The sequence below is a fragment of the Streptomyces sp. YIM S03343 genome (genome assembly GCF_054729195.1).
Genome location: NZ_JBPUKX010000001.1, coordinates 296559 through 318058 on the forward strand (window position 1 = coordinate 296559; position 21500 = coordinate 318058).

Here is a 21500-nt window from a genome sequence, read left to right on the forward strand (position 1 = left end):
CCGCCAAGGTACGCTCGTGCTGTGGGCAGCACCGATCCCGTGACCTTCCTCGCCGAACTGGTGCGGATCAACGACGTCCTCAACTGGTCGTGTGACCGCTCGGAGACGCTGGTGGACGCTGCCGCCAGGATCCGTACGTTCGTCGGTGCAAAGCTCGCGCCGATGTTCCTGCTGGACCCGACCGGGACGCAGTTGGTGCTGGTCACCGACGACAAGCAACGCCGCATGCTGGAGGACGGCTTCGAGACGATGCCCGCGGTCGTGCACCTGCGATCGCCGTGGATCAACGCGGAGGAGTGGCCCGTCTCGGCGGCCGATCACCTCGACCACGAGTCGTGGGCGATCCTGCCCGACGATTTCAAGGCGTGGTTCGGCACCTCGGGCATCGTCGTCCCGATCCACGCCGACGGCAGGCACCTGGGAGCGGTCCTCCTGGCCTTCGACGGCGACTACCGCCTCGAGGACGACATGCGCGCCTTCCTCGCGGTCGCCGGACGCATCCTGGGCAACGCCCTCTATCGCTGGCAGGCCAGCGAGCGGGAGCAGGAGCTGGGTGCGCTGCAGGAGCGCAGGCGCCTCGGTGAGGAGCTCCATGTCGACCTCGCACAGCAGACCGCGGCGCTGGGGCTCCAGGTGGAGTCCGTGCGCCTCGACGCCGAGAGCGGATCGCCTACCCTCCACGAGGGGATCGACACGCTCTGCCGTTCGGTCGACAACCTCCAGAAGAACCTGCGCCACCAGATGCTCGGCCTGCGGGCGGACGCCGGGCTCGTCGGCGGTCATCTCATCGGCACGGTCCGCGAGCATCTCGAGAATTTCCGCACGCAGCTCGGTGTCCGGGTGCACTTCGTGTGCCGTGACGAGGCCCTCGTCGACGACGTGCCCATGGCGGTGTCGGCCCAGCTGATCCGTGTGCTCCAGGAGTCCTTGTCGAACTGTCACCTGCACGCCGCCGCCACGGCGGTGACGGTGCGGCTGTCCGCCTCGCGCACCCAGGTGCAGATGGAGATCCAGGACAACGGGACCGGGTTCGACCCGCTCAGCATCCCGGACTCCCGCCTCGGCCTGAGCATCATGCGCCAGCGCATGGAGCAGGTCGACGGCACCCTCGTCATCGAGTCCCTGCCCGGACGCGGCACCCTCGTCACGGCGAAGGCCCCGCTCAGTCCGGCAGGACATGCCGTCGGGGGACTCGGCATGACCGCGCTGGAGAGGATCTGAACCGATGGAGCGCACCAGCGTGCTCGTGGTCGACGACCACGCCCTGTTCCTCGACGGGCTCGTGTCGCTCATCGGCAAATGGCCAGAGTTCGAGGTCGTCGGCACCGCATCGGGCGGCGAGAGCGCCATCCGTCTGGCGAGCACACTGAAGCCCCAGCTCGTCCTGATGGACGTCCGTATGGAGCCGATGGGCGGTGTCGAGGCCACCACCCGGATCTGTGCCGACGATCCTTCCGTCAAGGTCGTCATGCTCACCATGTCCAAGCTCGGCGAGGACGTCTACCAGGCGCTGCGCAGCGGCGCGGACGGCTACGTGATCAAGGACGAGCCCGCCCACCGGCTGCGCGACTACCTCGCGGCGGTGATGCGCGGTGAGACCGCGCTGTCGAGCGCCCTGGCGGCCCAGGTGCTGGCCGAGTTCACCGGCGGCCCCGTCGGCCACCACTCCCCCGGGGCCCGCGCCGCCGAGACGCTGACGACCCGTGAACTCGATGTGCTCAGGCTGCTCGTGGACGGGTTGTCCAACGAGGAGATCGCCCGTGATCTGCACCTCGGCGAGACGACGGTGAAGAAGCACCTCGGCCGCGTCATGGACAAGCTGCACATGAAGAACCGGGTACAGGTCGCGGTCTACAGCGTCCGCAAGGGACTCGTCCCCTAGCCCGAAACCACGACTGGTCCGAAACCACTACAGCCGCGTCGGCGGCTCGGCCCCGCCACGACGCCTGCACCATACCCCCAGGGGGTAAACCGATCGGTCGCCCCGCCGGGCCCGATCGGTGCTAGTGAACGTTTTCACAAATGGCGAGGGTGGACTCCATGACCGGGGCCGGACAGTCCGTCCGGCCGGTCGCTCCCACGGTCGTTCCGCGCGCCCACCGGCGCTTGGCGGACACCACGAACGAAGGGGTTCGCCATGAAAGTCGTGATCGTCTACAAGTGGGCGCGAGATACCGGCGCCGCAACCCTCCGAGCGGACGGCTCGGTCGACTGGCGCAACGCGAAGATGGCTGCAGGCGAGGACGACCCCGCCGCGCTCGCCGCCGCCCAGCAGATCGCGGAAGAGACAGGCGCCGAGCTGGTCGGGCTGACGATAGGCGACGGCGACGCGAGCTGGGTCCTGGCCCGCGGCGTCGAGACGACCTACTCGGTCGCCGACGTTCCGGCGCTTGCCGACAACGCCGCCACCGCCGCCGTCGTCGCGGCGGCCGTCCGCCGGATCGGCGGGGTGGACATCGTCGTCATCGGCGACTCCAAGCAGGACCCGGGGGTGTGCGTCTCCGTCGCCGGACAGCTCGGCTGGCCCGCGTTGGCAGGGGTCGGATCCGCCGGTGCGGCGAACGGGCAGATCTCCGCGACCCGGCGCGTCAAGGAGGGCACCCGGACGATCGCGGTGGCCACACCCGTCGTCCTGGGGATCGCCGCCGAGTCCGATGTCGATCGCGCTCCGGGGATGAAGGAGCTGCTGGCAGCGCGCAAGCGGCCGGTGAACAGGCTGACGACGGCCGAGCTCGGCGTCAGCACCGGGGATGTCGAAAGCCGTGGCACCCGGATGCCCGAGGTCACACCGGCACGCGTCTTCGAGGGGGCGCCGTCGGACGTCGCCAAGCAGCTCGTCGGAGCTCTGCGCGCGGAGGGGGTCCTGTGAGCATCGCATCGCAGGGGTCCGTGATCAGGTCCGTGATCGGGAAGGACGGCAAGGCCGATGGCTGACATCTGGGTCTTCGTGACCGACGAGAAGTGGAATGCCGCACTCGGCGCCGCCGGCCGTACCGGAGGGTCGGTCACCGTCGCCGTCGTCGGTCCTCAGGCACTCGCCGACCGTGTCGCGACGTCCGGAGCACAGGTCGTGTGGGTGGAGCCCGCCCCCGACACGCCTGCCGAGGCGTATGCGGCCGGCCTGGCCGAGCAGGTGGCGGCCGCCCACCCGACGCTGCTGGTGAGCACGGCCGATCCGGCGGCGCGGGTACTGCTCGGCGCCGCCGCCGCGACGATCGGGGCCACCGTCGTTCCCGGGGTCGTCGAGGTTCTCGACGGCGACCCGTGGACGGTACGGCGCGCGGTACTCGGCGGGGAGGCCGTCGAGACCCTCGTCGGAAGCAATCCGCTCGCGGTGATCCTGGCGGGCGACGACACCGACGACGACATGGCTGCGGACGCGGACCCCGGAGCCGTACGCAAGACCGCCGCAGATGCCTCCGCCATGACCGTGGCCGGTACCGAACCGGCCGAGGCGGCGGGCGGGATCGGCGACGCGCGGATCGTCGTGTCGTTCGGACGTGGCGTGCGGCAGAAGGCCGACGTCACGCTCGTCGAGCAGCTGGCCGCCGCACTGGGCGCCGAGGTCGCCTGCTCGATGCCGGTCGCCGACGACCTCGGCTGGCTCGCCAAGAACCGGTACGTCGGACGGTCCGGTCAGCACATCTCCCCACGGCTGTACCTCGCCGTGGGCATCTCCGGCGCACCCCAGCACATGGAAGGCGTGCGCGGCGCCAAGGTCGTCGTCGCCGTCAACAACGACCCCGAGGCGCGGATCTTCCGCTCCGCCGACTACGGCGTCGTAGGCGATCTGTACGACGTGGTGCCCGAGCTGATCGCGGAACTGCAGCGGTGAAACCCCCGACGGGGAACCCGGGCAGGGGAAACCCCCGCAACGAGCAAGGAGAACGTCATGAGTGAGCAGTTCGACTCCAGTTACGACGTCGTCGTCATCGGCGGCGGGGCATCGGGGCTGTCGTGTGTCGTACAGGCGGCCAAGAACGGTCTGACCTGTGCGCTGCTCGAGAAGGAGGCCCGTACGGGCGGCAGTTCGGCGTTCGCCGAGGGGCATGCCGCGTTCGAGTCCGACGAGCAGGCCAAGCGCGGCATCACCGTCACCAAGCGGCAGGCGTTCGACACCTACCTCGACTACTCCCACTGGCGCGCGGACCCGTCGATCGTCAGCCGGTACGTCGAGAACGCCGCCACGACGATCGTCAAGATGCGCGACGAGGTCGGCGCCGTCTACGAGGACGTCACCGTCACCGCGCTCGACCAGCCGGGCGAGCTCGTCACCTGGCACCTGCCGGAAGGCGAGGTGGCTCGCGTCATCGAGCTGCTGGAGGCCGACGCGCGCAACCGCGGCGTCGACATCTTCCTGAGCACCGCCGCGACCGGCATCCTGAAGGACGAGACCGGCAGGATCGTCGGCGTGCTCGCCAGGGACTCCGACGGCGAGGAGGTACGCCTCGGGGCCAAGGCCGTGGTCATCGGCACCGGCGGCTATGCCTGTGACCCGGACCTGATCGACAAGTACACCCGCTACGACGGCATCGGCGACAAGCTCATCAACGTCGGCGGCCCGGGCAACTCCGGCGACGGCCTGCGGATGGTCCTGGAGGCCGGCGGCATCGAGCACCCGTCGATCGGCACGTTGCTGCTGTTCCCTGTGATGCGGGACAAGACCATCACCAGTCACACCAACGCCGCCGGATTCCAGCCCTACTTCTGGGTCGACCTCCACGGCAGGCGGTTCACCGACGAGGTGGTCAGCCTCGCCTTCGGCAACGCCGGCGACGTGGTCGCCGGGCTTCCCGGGGCGATGTTCTGGTCCGTGCTCGACACCGGTGCGATCCGCCACCTGGTCGAGGAGGGCAACGAGATCGGGCTCGGCATCTACGTCCGCAACCGCGAGAAGCTGGTGAACCTGCCGGCCGAGATCGAGGCGGACGCCGCCGAGGAGGCCCGCACCAACGTCCACAAGGCCGAGACCATCGAGGACCTCGCCGCCAGGATGGGCGTCGAACCCGCCGTCCTGCGCGCCGAGGTGGACGCCTACAACGCCGCCTGCCACAAGGGAGAGGACGACCGGTTCCACAAGCCGGCCAAGTACCTGCTGCCCGTCGAGAACGGCCCGTTCTACGCGATCAAGATGGAGACCGGGATCATGATCACGATGGGCGCCATCAGGATCGACGACCATATGCGCTGCCTCGACAAGCAGGGCACCCCCATCCCCGGCCTGTACTCGGTCGGCTGCGACGCCGGCGGCCTGTACGGCGAGTCGTACGCGCTGCCCGTCCCCGGCTCGGCCAACGGGTTCGCCCTGACGTCCGGCTGGCTGACCGCGGACGACATCGCCGAACGGATCGGAGCGGGCGTTCTGTAGGACACGCCGTCGCGACCGGTCGTGGCCCGGGCAACGGTCCTTCTTGCCACGACCGGTCGCGCAGCACAGGAAGACCAGGAGCAAGTGAATGAGTGAGGCCGACGTCGACTTCGACGTCATCGTGGTGGGCGCCGGAGTCGCCGGGTGCGTCTGCGCCTACCAACTGGCCCGGGCGGGCCATCAGGTCGTACTCCTCGAACGGGGCGTCGAGCCCGGAGCGAAGAACCTGTCCGGCGGAGTGTTCTACTGCCGGGTGATGGAGCAGGTCTTCCCCGGCTTTACCGAACAGGCGCCGGTCGAACGCCGGATCACACGCAATGTGCTGAGCTTCCTCAACCCGACGTCGCACGTGAACATCGACTACTGGGACGACCGGCTGGCCGACCCGGTCAACGCCGTCACGGTATTGCGGGCCCGGCTCGACCCGTGGCTGGCGGGCCGGTGCGAGGAAGCCGGCGTCATGGTGATGCCCGGCCTACGCGTCGACAGCCTCCTCCACGACGGCCCCCAAGTGGTCGGCGTACGGGCGGGCGACGACGAACTGCGCGCGCATGTCGTCATCGTCGCGGAAGGCGTCAACTCTTTCCTCGCGCGGGACGCAGGTGTGCGCGCCAAGGAACCGCCCAAGCATCTGGCGGTCGGTGTGAAGTCCGTCATCGGACTGCCGCGCACCACGATCGAGGACCGCTTCCGGGTCACCGGCGACGACGGCGCGGCCTACGCCGTCGTCGGCGACTGCACCGACGCCGTCGCCGGCGGAGGCTTCCTCTACACGAACGCCGAGTCGGTCTCCGTCGGGGTCGTGCTGCGCCTGGACGACCTCGCCGCACAGGGCAAGTCGCCGTCGGACATCCACGACCGGTTCCTGGCCCACCCGGTGATCGCACCGCTGCTCGCCGGCGGCGAACCGCTGGAGTACGGCTGCCATCTGACGATCGAGGACGGCCCGCAGATGGTCTCGCACGACCTGACGCGCCCCGGCCTGCTCCTGATCGGCGACGCCGCCGGTTTCACACTCAACACAGGACTGACGATCCGCGGCATGGACCTGGCCGCCGGCTCGGCCATCGCGGCCGCGGAGACCGCCACCCGTGCGCTCGCCGACGGCGACTTCTCCCAGTCCGCCATGGACCACTACCGCACCCGGCTGGCCGCGGGATTCGTCCACGCGGACATGACGACGTACGCCAAGGCGCCGTCGTTCCTGGAGAACCCGCGCATGTACCGCGACTACGGCCTGCTGCTCGCCGACGTCCTCCACGGGGTCTACGACCTGAACCTCACCCCGCGAAAGCATCTGCTGCCCACCGCGTACGCCGCCTTCAAGCGGACGGACCTGAGGCTGACGCGGCTGGTGCGTGACGGCTGGGCCGCGGTGAGAGCGCTGTGAAGGGACGAACGATGATCGAACTGGGCGGCGTGCACGAACGCCTGGCCCGCAACTCCCACCACCTCGACGAGGAGCAGAACCACATCGAGGTGCACCAGGACGAAGCCCGCCGCACCGGCACCGGCAGGCTCCTGGTCCGCGTCTGCCCCGCGCACGTCTACTCCGAGGAACCCGACGGCACGATCTCCGTCGCCTACGCGGCCTGCCTGGAGTGCGGGACATGCCTGGCCGTCGCCGCGCCGGGGACCTTGTCGTGGCACTACCCGCGCGGGGGCTACGGGATCACCTTTCAAGAAGGCTGACAGATCGCCCGTAGGACATCCGCGATCAGGCCCGCAGCTCGGTCAGGAGGCTGAGGACCGCCGTGGTGACGACTTCGGCCGAGCCACGCGCGTATCGGGAGTTCATCGCCTCGTAGGTGATCCTTTCGTAACTGCGGGCGTCGGCCATGTACTTGGCGGCGCCGTCGACGACCGTCGCGACCACCGTCCGCTCGAACGGCGACTGTGCCTCGATCTCCAGACCGGTCGAACTGCACAGCTCCGCCTGCACGCCCACCACGACGACGTCCCCGATCTGCAGCACGGTGATCGGTACGTCGGCCTTCCCCGCGGGCCGGAATGTGTAGGCGGTCGTCGGCCGGATGTCCGGGGTCCGCTCCGGCGCGACCTGCGCATCCACGCTGACGACGGTGTGCAGCCATGGGGAGTATGCGAGCCGCACGGTCACCGAACCCGGCTCCGGCATCCATACGATGAGGTATGCGTCCGTCGCGCTCACGACCTCTGCGGGCGCCGGCACGAGCGGCACCGCGTGCCGTACCCGGTACAGGTGCCAGTGCGCATCGCTCCACACCGGCTCCAGCCAGGCGGGCAGGCGGCGTATCAGGCGAGCCTCCGCCTCCCCGTAGCGGTCGGGCTCGGCGTCGGACAGCACCACGAAGCCGACGGCCCAGCGGTTCAGCCAGGCCCGGTAGGCCGCCTCCGAGAAGGTGCGTCGTAGAAGAACCGGCCGCGCTCCATGTCCAGCTGGGTGTTCCAGCCGCGCGCCAAGTTGACGTGAGGGGACAGCACAGCGGCCTCGCGGTGATCGCCGGCCGGGACGACCTCGACCCGGGCGCGGCCCGCGTCGAGTCGGCCGAGCTCGTGCACGAGACCGCGGGTGTCGGCAGCCCACGCCGGCACCTCCTTCGAGCCCTTCAGGAAGGAGACCGGCGTCCCCGACCCCAGCCAGAACAAGGACCCTGCGAGCACCACGGCCAGGGCCCCTCGCTGGAAACGGGCATGCCTCTGCGTCGCGATCCAGGCGGCCAGCAGCACGGCGGGAGCGAACAGCAGAGCCAGACGCTCGACGTTCGAGCCGATCGGGGAGGGGACGAAATAGGTGAGGACGACACCCACCGCGTACACGGCGCCGCCGAGCCGCACCACCGGCCAGCCGCGAGGTGCGAACACCGCCACGGCGAGACCGAGCAGGGCAGGCCACCATGTCCGCCCTGTCGCCATCGGCTCCTCGCCGTGGAACGGGAACAGCACAGTGGTCACTCCGACGACCACGAACGACGGAACCGCGAGCGCGGCTGCCCGCCGCCAGTCGCGGAGCAGGCCGTACGCCGCGCCCGCGACGACGAGGAACAGCCCGGCCACCGGACTGCCCATCGTCGCGAGCATCGCGTAGCCGGCGGCCAGGACCACGCGCCGTTCACTCACCAGCAGCACACACGCGGCGAGGGCGAAGGCGACGCCCAGCGCGAACGTCACCCGTCCCGCCGCCACGTTGACCCACAGTCCGAACGCAGCCATCAGCGCGGGCGGCAGCGGGCGGCGGACCCCGGATCGCACGAACAGGACGGCGGCCAGCCAGCCCGCGACCAGCCCGGAGGCAACGGCGATCGTGCGCACACCGAAGAAGCCCATCAGATACGGGGACAGCAGGCTGTAGTTCGCCGTGTGCAGCCCGCCGAACCAGAACAGCCCGTACGCCGATTCACCGTGCTCGGCGGCAACGCGCGCCCACGTCTGCTGGGCCGCCAGGTCACCGCCGCCGTTGGCACGGAAGAACGCCCACACGAGATACAGCGGGAGCATCGTCACGGTGGCGAGCAGCGGCACACGACGGTGGTGGAAGAGATCGGTCAGCCGTCGGTGGCTTCTCCGCTGCGTCGGGAGGGCGCCCTGCACAGGGCTCGCGACCGTGTCGGCAACTGTCATGAGGGTGACGTCTCCGTTCGGGGTGGGACAGCCTGACGCCACCGCGCAGAGGTGCGGGCCAGGCATGGGCCGAGGGACAGCTGGAGAGTTGTCTCGGCGCGGATGGACAGCACGGATACGTGCTCGGCCGGGTCACGGGCGTATGACCGGCTGTCATCTGAATTCTTGACCGCGGCCGCCGCCTCGGGCATCGGCCTTTCGGCCGAGCCGTCCGCACCAAGATCCTCGAGAACCGGCTCTTCGGCCGAGGCGCCGACCGCTCCGTGTGCTGCCAGTGCCAGGCACCCAGCATCTCAACTACCGATCGGCCAACCACAGCTGACGGCTTGCAGGTGGCCGACACGGTGCCGGTGGGCTGTCGCGGGGTGGCGCGGGCCGGTCCCTCGGGACCCTCGGTACCACGCGTCCGTAGCCGCGCGGGCACCCCAGGTGTCCAGAGCGTCCACATGGTGGGCAGCCCCGTCACGCGAACGGGTGTGCTACCCAGAATTGGGTTCCTTTACCCCCTCTTGAGCAACGAGCCGCGCCATGCCCAGCACCACCACGGAGACGCACCCGAGCGGTGTCGCCCTCTCCCACGGCCTCAAGCAGCGCCACCTGTCGATGATCGCCCTGGGGGGTGTCATCGGCGCCGGCCTCTTCGTAGGTTCCGGGGCGGGCATCGCCGCCGCCGGCCCGTCGATCGTCATCGCCTACGCCCTTTCCGGCCTCCTCGTGATGCTGGTGATGCGGATGCTGGGCGAGATGTCCGCCGCCTACCCCTCGTCCGGATCCTTCTCGGCGCACGCGGAGCGGGCGATCGGCCCCTGGGCGGGCTTCACCGCGGGCTGGTCCTTCTGGGTCCTGCTGTGCACGGCTGTCGGCCTGGAGGGCATCGGCGCCGCGAATATCGTCACCGGCTGGCTGCCCGGCACGTCCCAGTGGGCCTGGGTAGCGCTGTTCATGCTGGTGTTCTGCGGGGCGAACCTGGCCGCCGTGAAGAACTTCGGCGAGTTCGAGTTCTGGTTCGCGGCGCTGAAGGTCGGCGCGATCAGCCTCTTCCTGATCCTGGGCACCCTGGCGATCGCCGGCGTCCTGCCCGGCACCGACTCGCCCGGCACCACCAACCTGACCGACTTCCTCCCCCACGGCGCCAACGGCCTCCTCGTCGGCCTCCTCGCCTCCGTCTTCGCCTACGGCGGCCTGGAAACCGTCACCATCGCCGCCGCCGAGTCCGAGAACCCCGTACGGGGCGTGGCGAGCGCGGTCCGTACGGCGATGTGGCGCATCGCACTGTTCTACATCGGCTCCATGGCCGTCATCGTCACCGTTGTGCCGTGGGACTCCCCGAAGGTCGTCGAGAAGGGCCCCTACGTCGCCGCCCTCGACGCCCTCGGCATTCCGGGAGCGGGCCAGCTGATGAACGTGGTCGTCCTGGTCGCCCTGCTGAGCGCGATGAACGCCAACATCTACGGCTCCTCGCGCATCGCCTACTCCCTGGTGGAGCGGGGCCAGGGCCCGAAGGCGCTGAGCCGGGTGTCGGGCGGCGTGCCGCGGACCGCGGTCCTCGTCTCCTCGATGTTCGGCTTCGGCTGCGTACTGCTCAGCTACTGGCGGCCCGACGACGTGTTCCCCTGGCTGCTGAACGTGATCGGCGCGGTCATCCTGGTCGTCTGGATCTTCATCGCGGTCTCACAGCTGCGGCTGCGCACGCGGCTGGAACGCGAGGCGCCGGAGAAGCTGACCGTACGGATGTGGGCGTTCCCGGTGCTGACGTGGGTGGCACTGGCCGGCATGGCAGCGATCTTCGTCCTGATGGCGCGCGAGCCGGGCACCCGGGTCCAGCTGTACTCGACCGGCGCGATGACAGTGTTCCTGGCCCTGGTCGGCTACGCCCGCCAGCGGGCCCGCGCCTAGAAGAACGCTGAATGGCCACCCGGCTCGCCCGAGATTGCCGGTAAATGTCAATCGCCATAAAGCGGTGCACACCGGGCGTGATTCCAAGATCTTCAGGACACTCCTAGGCCGCCTGACACCAGCCTCCGGGACAGCATGACCTCAGGCCCCTCACGTGACCACCCGCACGTGAGGGCCTTCCGGTCGCCCGTAAGGCACTTCTTGCAGCCGAGGTGGGGGGCGCGGTGTTCGCGCCACTGACATCGAGGCCGCGCTGCCAGCCCGGGCGCGAAAGCGGCACTTCTGGCCTGGGGCACGGCGCTCGGCGACAGCGCGGCCGCCGGTGAAGACGCGTGGCGCGCCGACCGCTTCCTTGCGAGGGGGTCTGTGCGAAGCCGGACCCGCGCCGACGCCCGCAGGGACTCACGGCCGACACCCGCGGCGGCTCACTGTGGCCTTCGGTCGGTTACCGAAGGCCGGCGGAGTCCGGCGGCAAGGCCGGGCCGGGTGTGCTGAGCCCGGACACCACGGCCGCTGCGCGGTCGGACGGCATCCCCGCGGCCACGAGGACGGCGGTGGCTGCTGCCGCGCCGGTGGGGTCGCGCCAGACGCCTGTGTTGACGCTCTCCAGCAGGGAGAGGCAGACGGCTTCGAGAGCCGGGCCGAGCGCCTCTGCCGGCAGGAGATCACTGAAGACGTCGTCGCACTGGCCCTGGGCAATGATCTCGACCATGTGCTGCCGGCCTGGTCGCAGCAGGTCTGCGAAGCGTTCGTCGCCGAGGTGCCGGCGGGCCAGCGCGAGCAGCATGCGGTACCGGTCGCCCAGGGGCCAGATCGTGAGCATGAAGCGGGCGAGTGCCGTGCCGGGCGGGTCCGCGGCGGGGCGGATCCCGTCGAGGACGGTCTCCAACGCGGCGGAGGCCTCCTCCGTCAGGGCGTCCAGGAGGGCGTCACGGCCGGGGAAGTGCCCGTACAGCGTGCGGCGAACCACGCCGGCGGCCCGCGCGATGTCATCCATCGACACATCGGCGTTGATGCTGAGTTCCCGACGGGCCACGGACAGGATGTGCGCCCGGTTGTACTCCAGGCGGCTGCCCTGTCGCCGAGAGGTGACGGCTCGCTCCATCGGTGGTTCCTCCTTGGGCCCAGCAGGCCGTACCGCCCGGCTTCCGGACGGAGGCACCGCTGGGGCGGCACGGGTCCGGGCCTGGCGGTCGATCTGACACCATCTTACATTTGCACATCGATGAGCAAGAAGCTAATCTGCACATGAATGAGCAAATGAGCAGGTGAGCCCTGCTTGGCCTCTCACGGAGGTAGAGTCATGCCCCTAATCGCCGCCACTCCCGCCGAAGAACTGGAAGGGCGCTACGCCCGCCGATGGTGGGGGCTGGGCGTGCTGTGTCTCAGCCTGCTCCTCGTGCTGATGGCGAACACCTCGCTGGTCGTCGCTGCCGCGGACATGGTCCGTTCTCTCGGTCTCGACAACAGCGACCTGCAATGGGTGATCGACGGGTACACCGTCCCGTGCGCCGCCCTGCTGCTCGTGTTCGGCGCACTCGGCGACAAGTACAGCCGACGCGGGGCCCTCAACGTCGGTCTGCTGATCTTTGCCGCCGGATCGGTGATGGGCAGCATGGTCGACAGCGTCTCCATGGTCATCACCTCGCGTGCCGTCATGGGTGTCGGCGGAGCCGTGATCATGCCCGCCACGCTGTCCCTGCTGGTTGCCATGTTCCCGGCCGACGAGCGCAAGCGGGCCATCACGGTCTGGACCGCCACCTCGGGTCTGGCCGTGGTGCTCGGCCCGCTGCTGGCGGGCTTGCTGCTGGAACGCCACTCCTGGAGCTCGACGTTCCTGATCAACGTCCCACTGGCACTGGTCGCCCTGGTCGCCACGCTTCTGCTCGTGCCTCCGTCGAAGGCGCACGGCATGGGACGTCTGGACCTGGTGGGCGGCCTGCTGTCGATCGTGACTCTGGGCAGCCTGGTGTACATGATCATCCAGGGGCCGAACTTCGGCTGGGGCGTCAAGGCCATCACCGCCGCCGTCGTCGCTGCTGTGGGACTGGCCGCGTTCGTCTACTGGGAGCTGAGCCACCCCAACCCGGTTCTGAACCTGTCCAGGTTCCGGAACCGGGAGTTCACCGGGGCCACGTTGGTCGTCGTGCTGTTCTTCCTCGGTGTCTTCGGCACCGCCTACTACACCCTTCAGCACCTTCAGTTCGTCCTGGGCTACAGCCCGTTGGACACCGGCATCCGGCTGCTGCCCCTGGCCGGCGCGGTCTTCGTGGGCGCGGGCATCACCAGCTGGCTGGCCCCGAGGATCGGGATGAAGGCCACCGCGATCCTGGGCATGCTGCTCGGCGCAGCCGGCGTGTTCTCCCTGGTGCCGGTCGACAGCGGCTCCACCTACCGCGATTTCGTGCCCATGCTGATCATCCTGGGGCTGGCGGTCGGACTGAGCCTGTCCCCGTGCGTCGACGCCATCATGGGCGCCTTCCCGGAGAACGAACTGGGCGTCGGCGGCGGTGTGAACGACACCTGCGTGGAGCTGGGCGGCACGCTCGGCGTCGCGATCCTGGGCTCTCTGCTGGCCACCTCCTACAAGGACAATCTCACCGACGCGGTCGGCGGCAGGCTTCCGGCCGCCGCGCTGGACGCGGCGAAGGACTCCATCGGCACGGTCCCGGCGGTCGCCCAGCAGGTCGCGCAGAGCCCGCGCGGCGGCGCTCAGGCGGCCCAGTCCCTGCTGGACGCGGCCAACGGCGCCTTCTCCGATGCGGTGTCGTACACGAGCGTGGTCAGCGGCATCATCCTGACCGTCGGCGCCGTCATCATCGCACTCGTCCTGCCCGGCCGTCGCTCCCGTGTGCACGAACTCCCCAGCGCGCCCCTCGAAGAGGCTCAGCCGGCCCACGGCAGCCAGTGACCTGCCTGGCCGCCACCGCCGGGCTGCCGGCAGGGACGGCAGGCGGAGGCCGGGACGGTGTCCCGGCCTCCGCCGCTTGGTCGTCGCGGTGACAGCGTCCCGTTGGGCCGCTGCCGGAGCGGACCTGGGTGAAGAGGACGAACCCGAGCGGCCAGCCGACGAGCACGGCTATCGCCGGGACGGGCGCGGGCTTACCCCGCACCGGTTTCGACGGCCTCGCCGGGCTACTTCTGCGACCGCGTCGACAAGTTCCTGGCCACCGGTCCCACAGGCACCAGCAGTCGCAGCACGCACCTGCACCAGCGACGACCCGGAGCGCCTGCACAGCGAGTACCTGTGGCAACTCTGCGACGCCGAAAGCGAACTGGCCGATTCCAGCCCGGAGAGCACTCGCGGTCGTTGAACAAGTCTTGGACCGCCTTGCGCTTAGCCGACGACGGAACGGGGGTAGTCTCCCCGAGCCACCGGCACGTGCCCTCTCCGGCTCGCCCCCGGTGTCGGCCCGTGCCACCCGACCATCCCTGGGAGGAGGTGCAGTGATGAAGCTTCTCTTCGCCATCCGCAACAAGGTCGCGGCCGCCAAGAGCCTCAAGGCGAACGCCTGGTACCTCTGGTACTGAGCACCTGCCGCTGCAACGCACCCGAGGTGACAGCGTTGTCCGGCGCCCTGAACCGAGGCGGCGCCGGACAACGCACAGCCGCGCAGCCCTCCCGAGCCCCTCACGTCTACCGCTCCGGAGCCGCCTTGTCTCCGTCATCCGCAGCGCTCCCCCGTGTCACCGTGTTCGCCCCGCGCCTCGCCGCCCTCATCCGCGACCATGTGGGCGAGGACGTCTTCCGGCTGGAACCCGACACGATCGGAGTATCGGGACCGGAGGTCTCCGACCGCATCCTGGCCGCTCGCCGTGCCACGGAAACAGAGCGCCCCACCTTCAAACCGCTGCACGGACGCTCCATTTCGCGCAGCGAGGCGTCCGGCATCACCCGCACGATCGGCAACGACGTGCGCGAAGCACTGAGCAGGCCCCTGCCGGACGACGTGGACCTCTCGGGTCCCTGGCCGCTGACCGGTCACATGTTCCTTCGGGACCTCGTCCTGGGGCAGGACCCCTACCGCCTGCGCATGCTCATGAGCCGCAACCTCGAACTGACCCCCAAGCTCACCTGGTCGGTCATCGCGGTCGGCGCCGCTCTGCCCGGCTGGCCCCGGCCGAGCGAGCGGCTCACCGGACTCGCGGGGCGAGCGGCGCGGGCCACCGGCTACCAGGAGCGCCGTTATGCGATGGGCATGTACCGCAGAGCGGCCGCCCCGGTGTGCTTCACCGTCTCCACGCTCGTCGCCAACGCCCTCTGGCTGGGATCGCCCTTCGACGACGGCACACCCGACCGTCACATCGTCCACGAGTCGTTGCGGCTGCTGCCGCCCTCCTGGAACATCCTGCGCAACGCCTCGCCCGAATACCCGGCAATCGACGAGCGGATCGGCGAGCAGGACGACGTCCTGCTGCTGCCTCTGCTGTCCCACCGTGACCCGGCTCTGTGGGACGACCCGGACGGCTTCCGTCCTGAACGCTGGAAGGACCTCGACCCGGACACCGCTCCCGGCTACCTGCCCTTCGGGCACTCCTCGGAACGCTGCTGGGGGCGGCACATGGTGATGCCACTCGCCGAACTGCTGCTGGGCCTGATCCGGGATTCCGGGCTGGTGGTCGATCCCGACCAGCGGGTCGCCAAGGTCCCCCTCCTGGGTCTGCTGGGCGTGGACGAGGTACGGCTGACACGCCCGGCCTGACAATCGGCGGGACGACGAGCCGACCGGGCCGCGCCGACCGCAGCGGCGAGCAGCCCCGCGCTGCTCGGCGTCGCCCGGCGGCCTCCTCGATCGTCCGTGCCCGAGGACCCGGCGGGACATGTCTGCGGCGCGGTGTTCCGGCCGTCGGGGTCCGGTGGCCGGGACGGGCCGGCGGCCCCGGTGGAGGCATCTCCACCGGGGCCGTCCGGGTCGTGCTACTTGATCTCGTCCTCCTCCTGACCGCCGTTCAGCCGGGGCCGGATGACCTTGCCCTTCTTCTCGGCGGCCTTGACCAGCTCCGCCTCCTCGTGCGCCCACTCCCAGTAGCTCACCTCGTGCGGCGAGTGCTCCGTCGCGGTCACATACATCTCCGCCGCGAACGAGTTGCGCAGCTCGTTGGAAATGTCTTCCTTCCACGCCTTGCGCAGCTGCTGCGTGGTGATTCGACGGGTCACCCGGGTCCCGGTGTGCATGATCAGTTCGGCGATCTCCCGGGCACGGGCGTAGGCCGCCTCGGTGTCGTCGCAGATCTCGTTGACCATGCCCAGCTGCAGCGCCTTGCGGGCGGTGATGATCTCACCCGTCAGCTCCGCGTACGCGTACCGCTTACGGCCCATCAGCTCACGCCAGGCGATCCCGATACCGTCGCCGGGAACCATGTTCACCCGGAAGTGCATCTCCGTGGTCCAGGCGTCCTCGGTCGCCAGCGTGATGTCGGAGAACAGCACCAGATCCGTGTGGAAGGCCGCACCGTTCCACACACCGATCGTCGGCACCTCGACGTCGAAGACCTGGCCCTCGATGTCGTTCGTCCCGTCGTAGTACTGGTAGTCGTACATCCGCCAGGCGTGCTCGGGGTCGGAGGCGAACTCGTACGACGGCTGCCAGTTCCCCTCCTTGTCGACCCGGCCGATCCCCTTCATGAAGTCCTTGCCCGTGCCACCGAGGATGATCACCTCGTTGTCGGGGTCACGACCAGCCCAATTGAAGAAGTAGTGCAGACCCTGGTGCGCCGCCGCGCCCCACTGCAGCGAGTCGCCGTTGGTGTGCAGACGCGCCTCGAGGATGCCGTTCGTCCGCGTCATCGTGAAGCAGTGTTTCAGACGCTCGGAGTACTCCTCGAACTTCATCGGGGGAATCGTCCCCAGTTCCTCGTGGGAGAGCTCCTTCCGCTTGTCGTGGTCCGACTCGTAATTGCCACGGATCATGGCAGGTCTTCCTCTCGGGTGATCAGACGTATCAGACGTTCACACGACACCGAACCAGCTCACAGCCCGCTCCTCGTCATTGCGAACACACACAGTGGCGACACCCCGCCCGACACAGGGCCGGCCCAGGTCACACCCCCGGGCAACATCCCGGACGCTTCAACCACGACGCCAGCCTCCGACCTGGGACGCGGATCGAGAAATGCAGATCTCTCATCAGTCCGCCCCGCGAACACCACAGACACGAACACCGAACGGGCCTGCACCACCGAACCCCGCACCCTGCGCAGACAGTCACACCCGCCAACACTCACAGGCGAGGCGGAAAGTGAGGTCGACCCTCGACGCGGGAGAGAACACGCCTGCGTCCGGTGCCCGTCCTCATCGTCTCCCCCGTAGAGCGACCACACCTGGCCGGGATCCGCGACAACCTCACCGACCGGATCGACACAGCCCCGCGCGAGGGCCGGCTGGGCGACGTCGAAGGACAGCGACCACCGGCGACCTGTGGCTGAGCCGGAGGTGCCGGAGACCTCCAGCTCCCGGTGGCGAGCACGGAACCCTCCTGCAGGGGCATGGAGGTGGTGGTCCGTCAGGTGCCGAAGAAGATGGGATCCCTGGACCCGTGGGATCCGGGTCGAAGCCCGGTACGTCGACAGGGACGTCGGCTGCACGGGCAGCGGACCCTGGCCGGAAGTCGTCTACGTATTCGTCGACCCCGACGGCGTCCGCCGGGAGCACGCGCTGCGCCTGTCGGCACGCTTCGCCAGACCGCGTCCGACTCGCACGATCTGGTGCGTCCCGGGCAACGGGACCAGCCGCACTCTGGGCGCCCCCTTCGCCTCCCTGTTCATCACCGTCGTGACGGGCGGCATGATCCTCGCCCTCGGCGGAATCGCCCTGTTTCTCATGCCCGGCCTGCTCATCGACGCACTCGGCTGACGCGTAATCCGTCCTCGTTCGGTTCCGTCCGTGCGGGCCCCTCCTCCGGTCACGATTGGGTTTCGGCCAGTCCTACCCCTTGCTTTGATCTCATGTAATCGATTCCAATCCTCCCACACGTCGATGTAATCGATTCCACGAGGAGGTGGAGCGGCGATGGCGAGCATCAAGGACGTCGCTGCCGAGGCGGGAGTGTCCGTCGCCACGGTGTCGCGCGTCCTGAACGACCATCCGTCGGTCAGCGAGGACGCACGCACACGCGTGCTGGCCGCCGTCGAGGGGCTGGGCTACCGCCCGAACGCCGTCGCCCGTTCGCTGCGCACCGACCAGACCCACACCCTCGGGCTGGTCATCAGCGACGTACTCAACCCGTACTTCACCGAACTGGCCCGCTCCGTCGAGGAGGAGGCCCGGGCGCTCGGCTACAGCGTGATCATCGGCAATGCCGACGAGCGGCCCGACCTCCAGGACCACCACGTGCGGACCCTGCTGGACCGCCGTATCGACGGCCTGCTGGTCTCCCCCACCGACGGCGGCTCGCCGCTGATGCTGGAGGCCGCGCGGGCGGGGACGCCGATGGTGTTCGTCGACCGGTGGATCCCGGGCGTCGACGTGCCGGTCGTACGGGCGGACGGACGGGCCGCCGTACGGGACCTCGTGGCGCATCTGCACGGGCTCGGGCACCGGCGGCTCGCGATCATCGCGGGTCCGGCGGCGACCACGACCGGCCGGGAGCGCGTGGGGGCCTTCAGGGAGGCCCTGCACGCGTACGGCATCGAACTGCCGGACTCCTACATCGGTCAGGGCGACTTCCAGGCCGACAGCGGACGTCGGGTCACCGAGGAGTTCCTCCGGCTGCCCGAGCCGCCCGACGTCGTCTTCGCCGCGGACAACCTGATGGCGCTCGGTGCGCTGGACGCGTTCCGCGCGCAGGGGATGCGGGTTCCCCAGGACATCGCCCTCGCGGCTTTCGACGACATCCCGTGGTTCGTGCACACCGATCCGCCGATCACCGCGGTCGCCCAGCCGACGGGCGAACTGGGCCGGGCTGCCGTACACGCCCTGGTCGACCGCATCGAGGGGCGGCCCCCCAAGTCCGTCACCCTCCCCGCCCGTCTCGTCGTACGCCGCTCGTGCGGCGAGCCCTCCCCCACCCGAAGGAGCACACCGTGAGCAACCCGGACGAGTTGCTGCGTATCGAAGGCCTGGGGAAGACCTTCCCCGGTGTGGTCGCGCTCGACGGCGTCGACTTCGACCTGCGCCGCGGCGAGGTGCATGTGCTGCTCGGCGAGAACGGTGCCGGCAAGAGCACCCTGATCAAGATGCTTTCCGGTGCTTACCGCCCGGACTCCGGCCGTATCTTCGCCGGGCGGCAGGAGGTCCGCATCCACGGCGCCCGGGACGCCGAACGCCTCGGTATCGCCACGATCTACCAGGAGTTCAATCTCGTCCCGGACCTCACCGTCGCCGAGAACATCTTCCTCGGCCGCCAGCCGCGCCGCTTCGGGATGATCGACCGAAAGCGGATGGAGGCGGATGCGTCCCGGCTTCTCGACCGGGTCGGCGTCCGCGTCTCCCCGAGAGCCAAGGTGCGTGAACTGGGCATCGCCCGGCTCCAGATGGTGGAGATCGCCAAGGCGCTGAACCTGGACGCCCGCGTCCTGATCATGGACGAGCCGACCGCCGTGCTCACCTCCGAGGAGGTGGAGAAGCTCTTCCAGATCGTGCGCAGGCTGCGCGAGGACGGCGTCGGCATCATCTTCATCACCCACCACCTGGAGGAGATCGCCGCCCTCGGCGACCGGGTGACCGTACTGCGCGACGGCAGGAGCGTCGGCCAGGTACCCGCCTCCACCCCGCAGGACGAACTCGTACGGCTCATGGTGGGCCGGTCCATCGAGCAGCAGTACCCGCGCGAGGCGGCCGACCCCGGAGCGCCCCTGCTCTCGGTTTCCGGCCTGACCCGCGACGGCGTCTTCCACGACGTCGGCTTCGATGTGCGGGCCGGTGAGGTCGTCGGCGTCGCGGGCCTGGTCGGCGCGGGCCGCACGGAGGTGGCCCGGGCGATCTTCGGCGCCGATCCCTACAACTCGGGGACGGTCGAGGTCGCCGGCCGCCGCCTGCCCCGCCATGACGTGGGCGCCGCCATGGCGGCCGGCGTCGGCCTGGTGCCCGAGGACCGCAAGGGCCAGGGGCTGGTCCTCGACGCCTCCGTGCAGGAGAACCTCGGTCTGGTCACGCTGCGCGCGGCCAGCCGCGTCGGCTGGGTGGACCGCCGGGCTCAACGCACCGCCGCCGCCCGGATCGCCGAGCAGCTCGGCGTGCGGATGGCGGGCCTCGGTCAGCATGTACGCACCCTGTCCGGCGGCAACCAGCAGAAGGTCGTCATCGGCAAGTGGCTCCTCGCCGACACCAAGGTGCTGATCCTCGACGAACCGACCCGGGGCATCGACGTGGGCGCCAAGGTCGAGATCTACCAGCTCATCAACGAACTGACCGCCGCGGGCCACGCGGTGCTGATGATCTCCAGCGATCTGCCGGAGGTACTCGGCATGAGCGACCGGGTCCTGGTCATGAACCAGGGCCGGATCGCGGGCGAACTCCCCGCGCACGAGGCGACCCAGGACACGGTCATGGCGCTCGCCGTCGCCGCATCACCAGTGAAGGAAGACATGAAGGAAGAAGTGGAGGCCGGCCGTGACGACTGACACGCTCAAGCCCAGCCGCGGCGCCGGGAGCGCCACCGCGGTCCGTCGCGTCCTGCTCGACAACGGCGCGCTCAGCGCCCTCATTGTGCTGGCCGTGGCGATGTCGCTGCTCTCGGGCGACTTCCTGACCACCCAGAACCTGCTCAACGTCGGTGTGCAGGCCGCCGTGACCGCGATCCTGGCCTTCGGCGTGACCTTCGTCATCGTCTCCGCCGGTATCGATCTGTCGGTCGGCTCGGTGGCCGCACTGGCCGCGACCGTCCTCGCCTGGACGGCGACCTCCCAGGGGCTGCCCGTGTGGCTGGCCGTGTTCCTGGCCATAGGCACCGGCGTCGGGTGCGGGCTCGTCAGCGGCGCGCTGGTCTCGTACGGCAAGCTGCCACCGTTCATCGCCACGCTCGCGATGCTCTCGGTGGGCCGCGGCCTGTCGCTGGTCATCTCGCAGGGCAGCCCGATCGCCTTCCCCGATTCGGTGTCCGCGCTCGGCAACACCCTCGGCGGCTGGCTGCCGGTGCCCGTACTGGTCATGGTGGCGATGGGCCTGATCACCGCTGTGATCCTGTCCCGTACGTACATCGGGCGCTCGATGTACGCCATCGGCGGCAACGAAGAGGCGGCGCGGCTGTCCGGGCTACGGGTGAAGAAGCAGAAACTCGCCATCTACGCGCTGTCCGGCGGTTTCGCCGCCGTCGCGGGCATCCTGCTCGCCTCCCGCCTGGTCTCCGCACAGCCGCAGGCCGCCCTCGGGTACGAGCTGGACGCCATCGCCGCAGTCGTCATCGGCGGTGCCAGCCTCTCCGGCGGCATCGGCAAGGCCTCCGGCACCTTCATCGGTGCCCTGATCCTGGCCGTACTGCGCAACGGCCTCAACCTGCTGTCCGTGTCCGCCTTCTGGCAGCAGGTCGTCATCGGTGTGGTCATCGCGCTCGCCGTCCTGCTGGACACGCTGCGCCACCGCGCCTCCTGAACCCCACCCCCCGATTCCCTCACCCATTCCCTCATCCTCGGTCGCCAGACTCCCTCACCCACCTCTCTCCCGCACCCCCTGTCCCCACCCCGCTCACTGCAAGGAAGC

At 69.6% G+C, this 21500-nt stretch carries 18 protein-coding genes and 1 pseudogene; 15 read left to right on the plus strand and 4 right to left on the minus strand.

The window, feature by feature from the left end; genetic code table 11:
- Window positions 1-21 precede the first annotated feature (21 nt).
- From ACSYGN_RS01390 to ACSYGN_RS01420, 7 genes are all read left to right on the plus strand, one after another.
- Window positions 22-1221: a GAF domain-containing sensor histidine kinase gene (locus ACSYGN_RS01390; RefSeq protein ID WP_460390945.1), complete on the plus strand. Its 1200-nt coding sequence runs from the start codon at window positions 22-24 to the stop codon at window positions 1219-1221.
- 4 nt (window positions 1222-1225) lie between these two features.
- Window positions 1226-1882 (plus strand): response regulator, encoded by a 657-nt coding sequence (locus ACSYGN_RS01395; RefSeq protein WP_460390947.1) that lies wholly within the window; start codon window positions 1226-1228, stop codon window positions 1880-1882.
- Window positions 1883-2137: 255 nt separating this feature from the next.
- The gene (locus ACSYGN_RS01400) at window positions 2138-2869 is read left to right on the plus strand and encodes a hypothetical protein (protein WP_460390949.1); all 732 of its coding nucleotides are present in this window, start codon (window positions 2138-2140) and stop codon (window positions 2867-2869) included.
- A 57-nt stretch (window positions 2870-2926) separates the two neighbouring features.
- Entirely contained in the window at window positions 2927-3835 is a 909-nt protein-coding gene (locus ACSYGN_RS01405) for an electron transfer flavoprotein subunit alpha/FixB family protein (RefSeq protein WP_460390951.1), read from the plus strand.
- A 57-nt stretch (window positions 3836-3892) separates the two neighbouring features.
- Window positions 3893-5368, plus strand: coding sequence for an FAD-dependent oxidoreductase (locus tag ACSYGN_RS01410; RefSeq protein WP_460390953.1), 1476 nt, complete (start codon window positions 3893-3895; stop codon window positions 5366-5368).
- A gap of 88 nt (window positions 5369-5456) precedes the next feature.
- Entirely contained in the window at window positions 5457-6758 is a 1302-nt protein-coding gene (locus ACSYGN_RS01415) for an FAD-dependent oxidoreductase (protein WP_460390955.1), read from the plus strand.
- A gap of 11 nt (window positions 6759-6769) precedes the next feature.
- Window positions 6770-7060, plus strand: a complete 291-nt coding sequence (locus ACSYGN_RS01420; protein WP_460390957.1) for a ferredoxin family protein — start codon at window positions 6770-6772, stop codon at window positions 7058-7060.
- A 25-nt stretch (window positions 7061-7085) separates the two neighbouring features.
- Here the strand turns inward: ACSYGN_RS01420 and ACSYGN_RS01425 are convergent, their stop codons facing one another.
- Window positions 7086-7697, minus strand: coding sequence for a hypothetical protein (locus ACSYGN_RS01425; protein WP_460390959.1), 612 nt, complete (start codon window positions 7695-7697; stop codon window positions 7086-7088).
- A gap of 20 nt (window positions 7698-7717) precedes the next feature.
- The gene (locus ACSYGN_RS01430; protein ID WP_460390961.1) at window positions 7718-8968 is read right to left on the minus strand and encodes a hypothetical protein; all 1251 of its coding nucleotides are present in this window, start codon (window positions 8966-8968) and stop codon (window positions 7718-7720) included.
- 528 nt (window positions 8969-9496) lie between these two features.
- Here ACSYGN_RS01430 and ACSYGN_RS01435 point away from each other — a divergent pair.
- Window positions 9497-10864, plus strand: a complete 1368-nt coding sequence (locus ACSYGN_RS01435) for an amino acid permease (RefSeq protein WP_460390963.1) — start codon at window positions 9497-9499, stop codon at window positions 10862-10864.
- A 445-nt stretch (window positions 10865-11309) separates the two neighbouring features.
- Here ACSYGN_RS01435 and ACSYGN_RS01440 read toward each other — a convergent pair whose 3' ends face one another.
- On the minus strand, window positions 11310-11969 hold the full coding sequence (locus tag ACSYGN_RS01440) for a TetR/AcrR family transcriptional regulator (RefSeq protein ID WP_460390965.1): 660 nt from the start codon (window positions 11967-11969) through the stop codon (window positions 11310-11312).
- 198 nt (window positions 11970-12167) lie between these two features.
- Between ACSYGN_RS01440 and ACSYGN_RS01445 the strand changes: the two genes are divergently transcribed.
- The 3 genes from ACSYGN_RS01445 (at window position 12168) to ACSYGN_RS01455 (ending at window position 15567) form a co-directional block, all read left to right on the plus strand.
- Window positions 12168-13775, plus strand: coding sequence for an MFS transporter (locus ACSYGN_RS01445; protein WP_460390967.1), 1608 nt, complete (start codon window positions 12168-12170; stop codon window positions 13773-13775).
- Between the two features lie 539 nt (window positions 13776-14314).
- Window positions 14315-14395: a tryptorubin family RiPP precursor gene (locus ACSYGN_RS01450; RefSeq protein ID WP_351572402.1), complete on the plus strand. Its 81-nt coding sequence runs from the start codon at window positions 14315-14317 to the stop codon at window positions 14393-14395.
- Between the two features lie 161 nt (window positions 14396-14556).
- Window positions 14557-15567: a cytochrome P450 gene (locus ACSYGN_RS01455; RefSeq protein ID WP_460390969.1), complete on the plus strand. Its 1011-nt coding sequence runs from the start codon at window positions 14557-14559 to the stop codon at window positions 15565-15567.
- A gap of 215 nt (window positions 15568-15782) precedes the next feature.
- Here ACSYGN_RS01455 and ACSYGN_RS01460 read toward each other — a convergent pair whose 3' ends face one another.
- Window positions 15783-16775, minus strand: coding sequence for an enoyl-CoA hydratase/isomerase family protein (locus ACSYGN_RS01460; protein WP_460390971.1), 993 nt, complete (start codon window positions 16773-16775; stop codon window positions 15783-15785).
- Window positions 16776-17282: 507 nt separating this feature from the next.
- Between ACSYGN_RS01460 and ACSYGN_RS01465 the strand changes: the two genes are divergently transcribed.
- The 4 genes and pseudogenes from ACSYGN_RS01465 to ACSYGN_RS01480 all read left to right on the plus strand — a co-directional run.
- On the plus strand, window positions 17283-17717 hold the full coding sequence (locus ACSYGN_RS01465; protein WP_460390973.1) for a hypothetical protein: 435 nt from the start codon (window positions 17283-17285) through the stop codon (window positions 17715-17717).
- A 156-nt stretch (window positions 17718-17873) separates the two neighbouring features.
- Window positions 17874-18890, plus strand: coding sequence for a LacI family DNA-binding transcriptional regulator (locus ACSYGN_RS01470; protein WP_460390975.1), 1017 nt, complete (start codon window positions 17874-17876; stop codon window positions 18888-18890).
- Window positions 18887-20425, plus strand: a complete 1539-nt coding sequence (locus ACSYGN_RS01475) for a sugar ABC transporter ATP-binding protein (RefSeq protein ID WP_460390977.1) — start codon at window positions 18887-18889, stop codon at window positions 20423-20425. The genes ACSYGN_RS01470 and ACSYGN_RS01475 overlap by 4 nt, the downstream gene beginning before the upstream one ends.
- A pseudogene (locus tag ACSYGN_RS01480) lies at window positions 20415-21387 on the plus strand (ABC transporter permease); the annotation flags it as partial. The gene ACSYGN_RS01475 and the pseudogene ACSYGN_RS01480, both read left to right, overlap by 11 nt.
- Between the last annotated feature and the right edge of the window lie 113 nt (window positions 21388-21500).

Bases quoted from the DNA above. Each gene is read 5' to 3' on its own strand.
- ACSYGN_RS01395 (WP_460390947.1), top strand. From the start codon at position 1,226: ATGGAGCGCACCAGCGTGCTCGTGGTCGACGACCACGCCCTGTTCCTC.
- ACSYGN_RS01400 (WP_460390949.1), top strand. From the start codon at position 2,138: ATGAAAGTCGTGATCGTCTACAAGTGGGCGCGAGATACCGGCGCCGCA.
- ACSYGN_RS01405 (WP_460390951.1), top strand. From the start codon at position 2,927: ATGGCTGACATCTGGGTCTTCGTGACCGACGAGAAGTGGAATGCCGCA.
- ACSYGN_RS01410 (WP_460390953.1), top strand. From the start codon at position 3,893: ATGAGTGAGCAGTTCGACTCCAGTTACGACGTCGTCGTCATCGGCGGC.
- ACSYGN_RS01415 (WP_460390955.1), top strand. From the start codon at position 5,457: ATGAGTGAGGCCGACGTCGACTTCGACGTCATCGTGGTGGGCGCCGGA.
- ACSYGN_RS01420 (WP_460390957.1), top strand. From the start codon at position 6,770: ATGATCGAACTGGGCGGCGTGCACGAACGCCTGGCCCGCAACTCCCAC.
- ACSYGN_RS01430 (WP_460390961.1), bottom strand. From the start codon at position 8,968: ATGACAGTTGCCGACACGGTCGCGAGCCCTGTGCAGGGCGCCCTCCCG.
- ACSYGN_RS01435 (WP_460390963.1), top strand. From the start codon at position 9,497: ATGCCCAGCACCACCACGGAGACGCACCCGAGCGGTGTCGCCCTCTCC.
- ACSYGN_RS01440 (WP_460390965.1), bottom strand. From the start codon at position 11,969: ATGGAGCGAGCCGTCACCTCTCGGCGACAGGGCAGCCGCCTGGAGTAC.
- ACSYGN_RS01445 (WP_460390967.1), top strand. From the start codon at position 12,168: ATGCCCCTAATCGCCGCCACTCCCGCCGAAGAACTGGAAGGGCGCTAC.
- ACSYGN_RS01450 (WP_351572402.1), top strand. From the start codon at position 14,315: ATGAAGCTTCTCTTCGCCATCCGCAACAAGGTCGCGGCCGCCAAGAGC.
- ACSYGN_RS01460 (WP_460390971.1), bottom strand. From the start codon at position 16,775: ATGATCCGTGGCAATTACGAGTCGGACCACGACAAGCGGAAGGAGCTC.
- ACSYGN_RS01470 (WP_460390975.1), top strand. From the start codon at position 17,874: ATGGCGAGCATCAAGGACGTCGCTGCCGAGGCGGGAGTGTCCGTCGCC.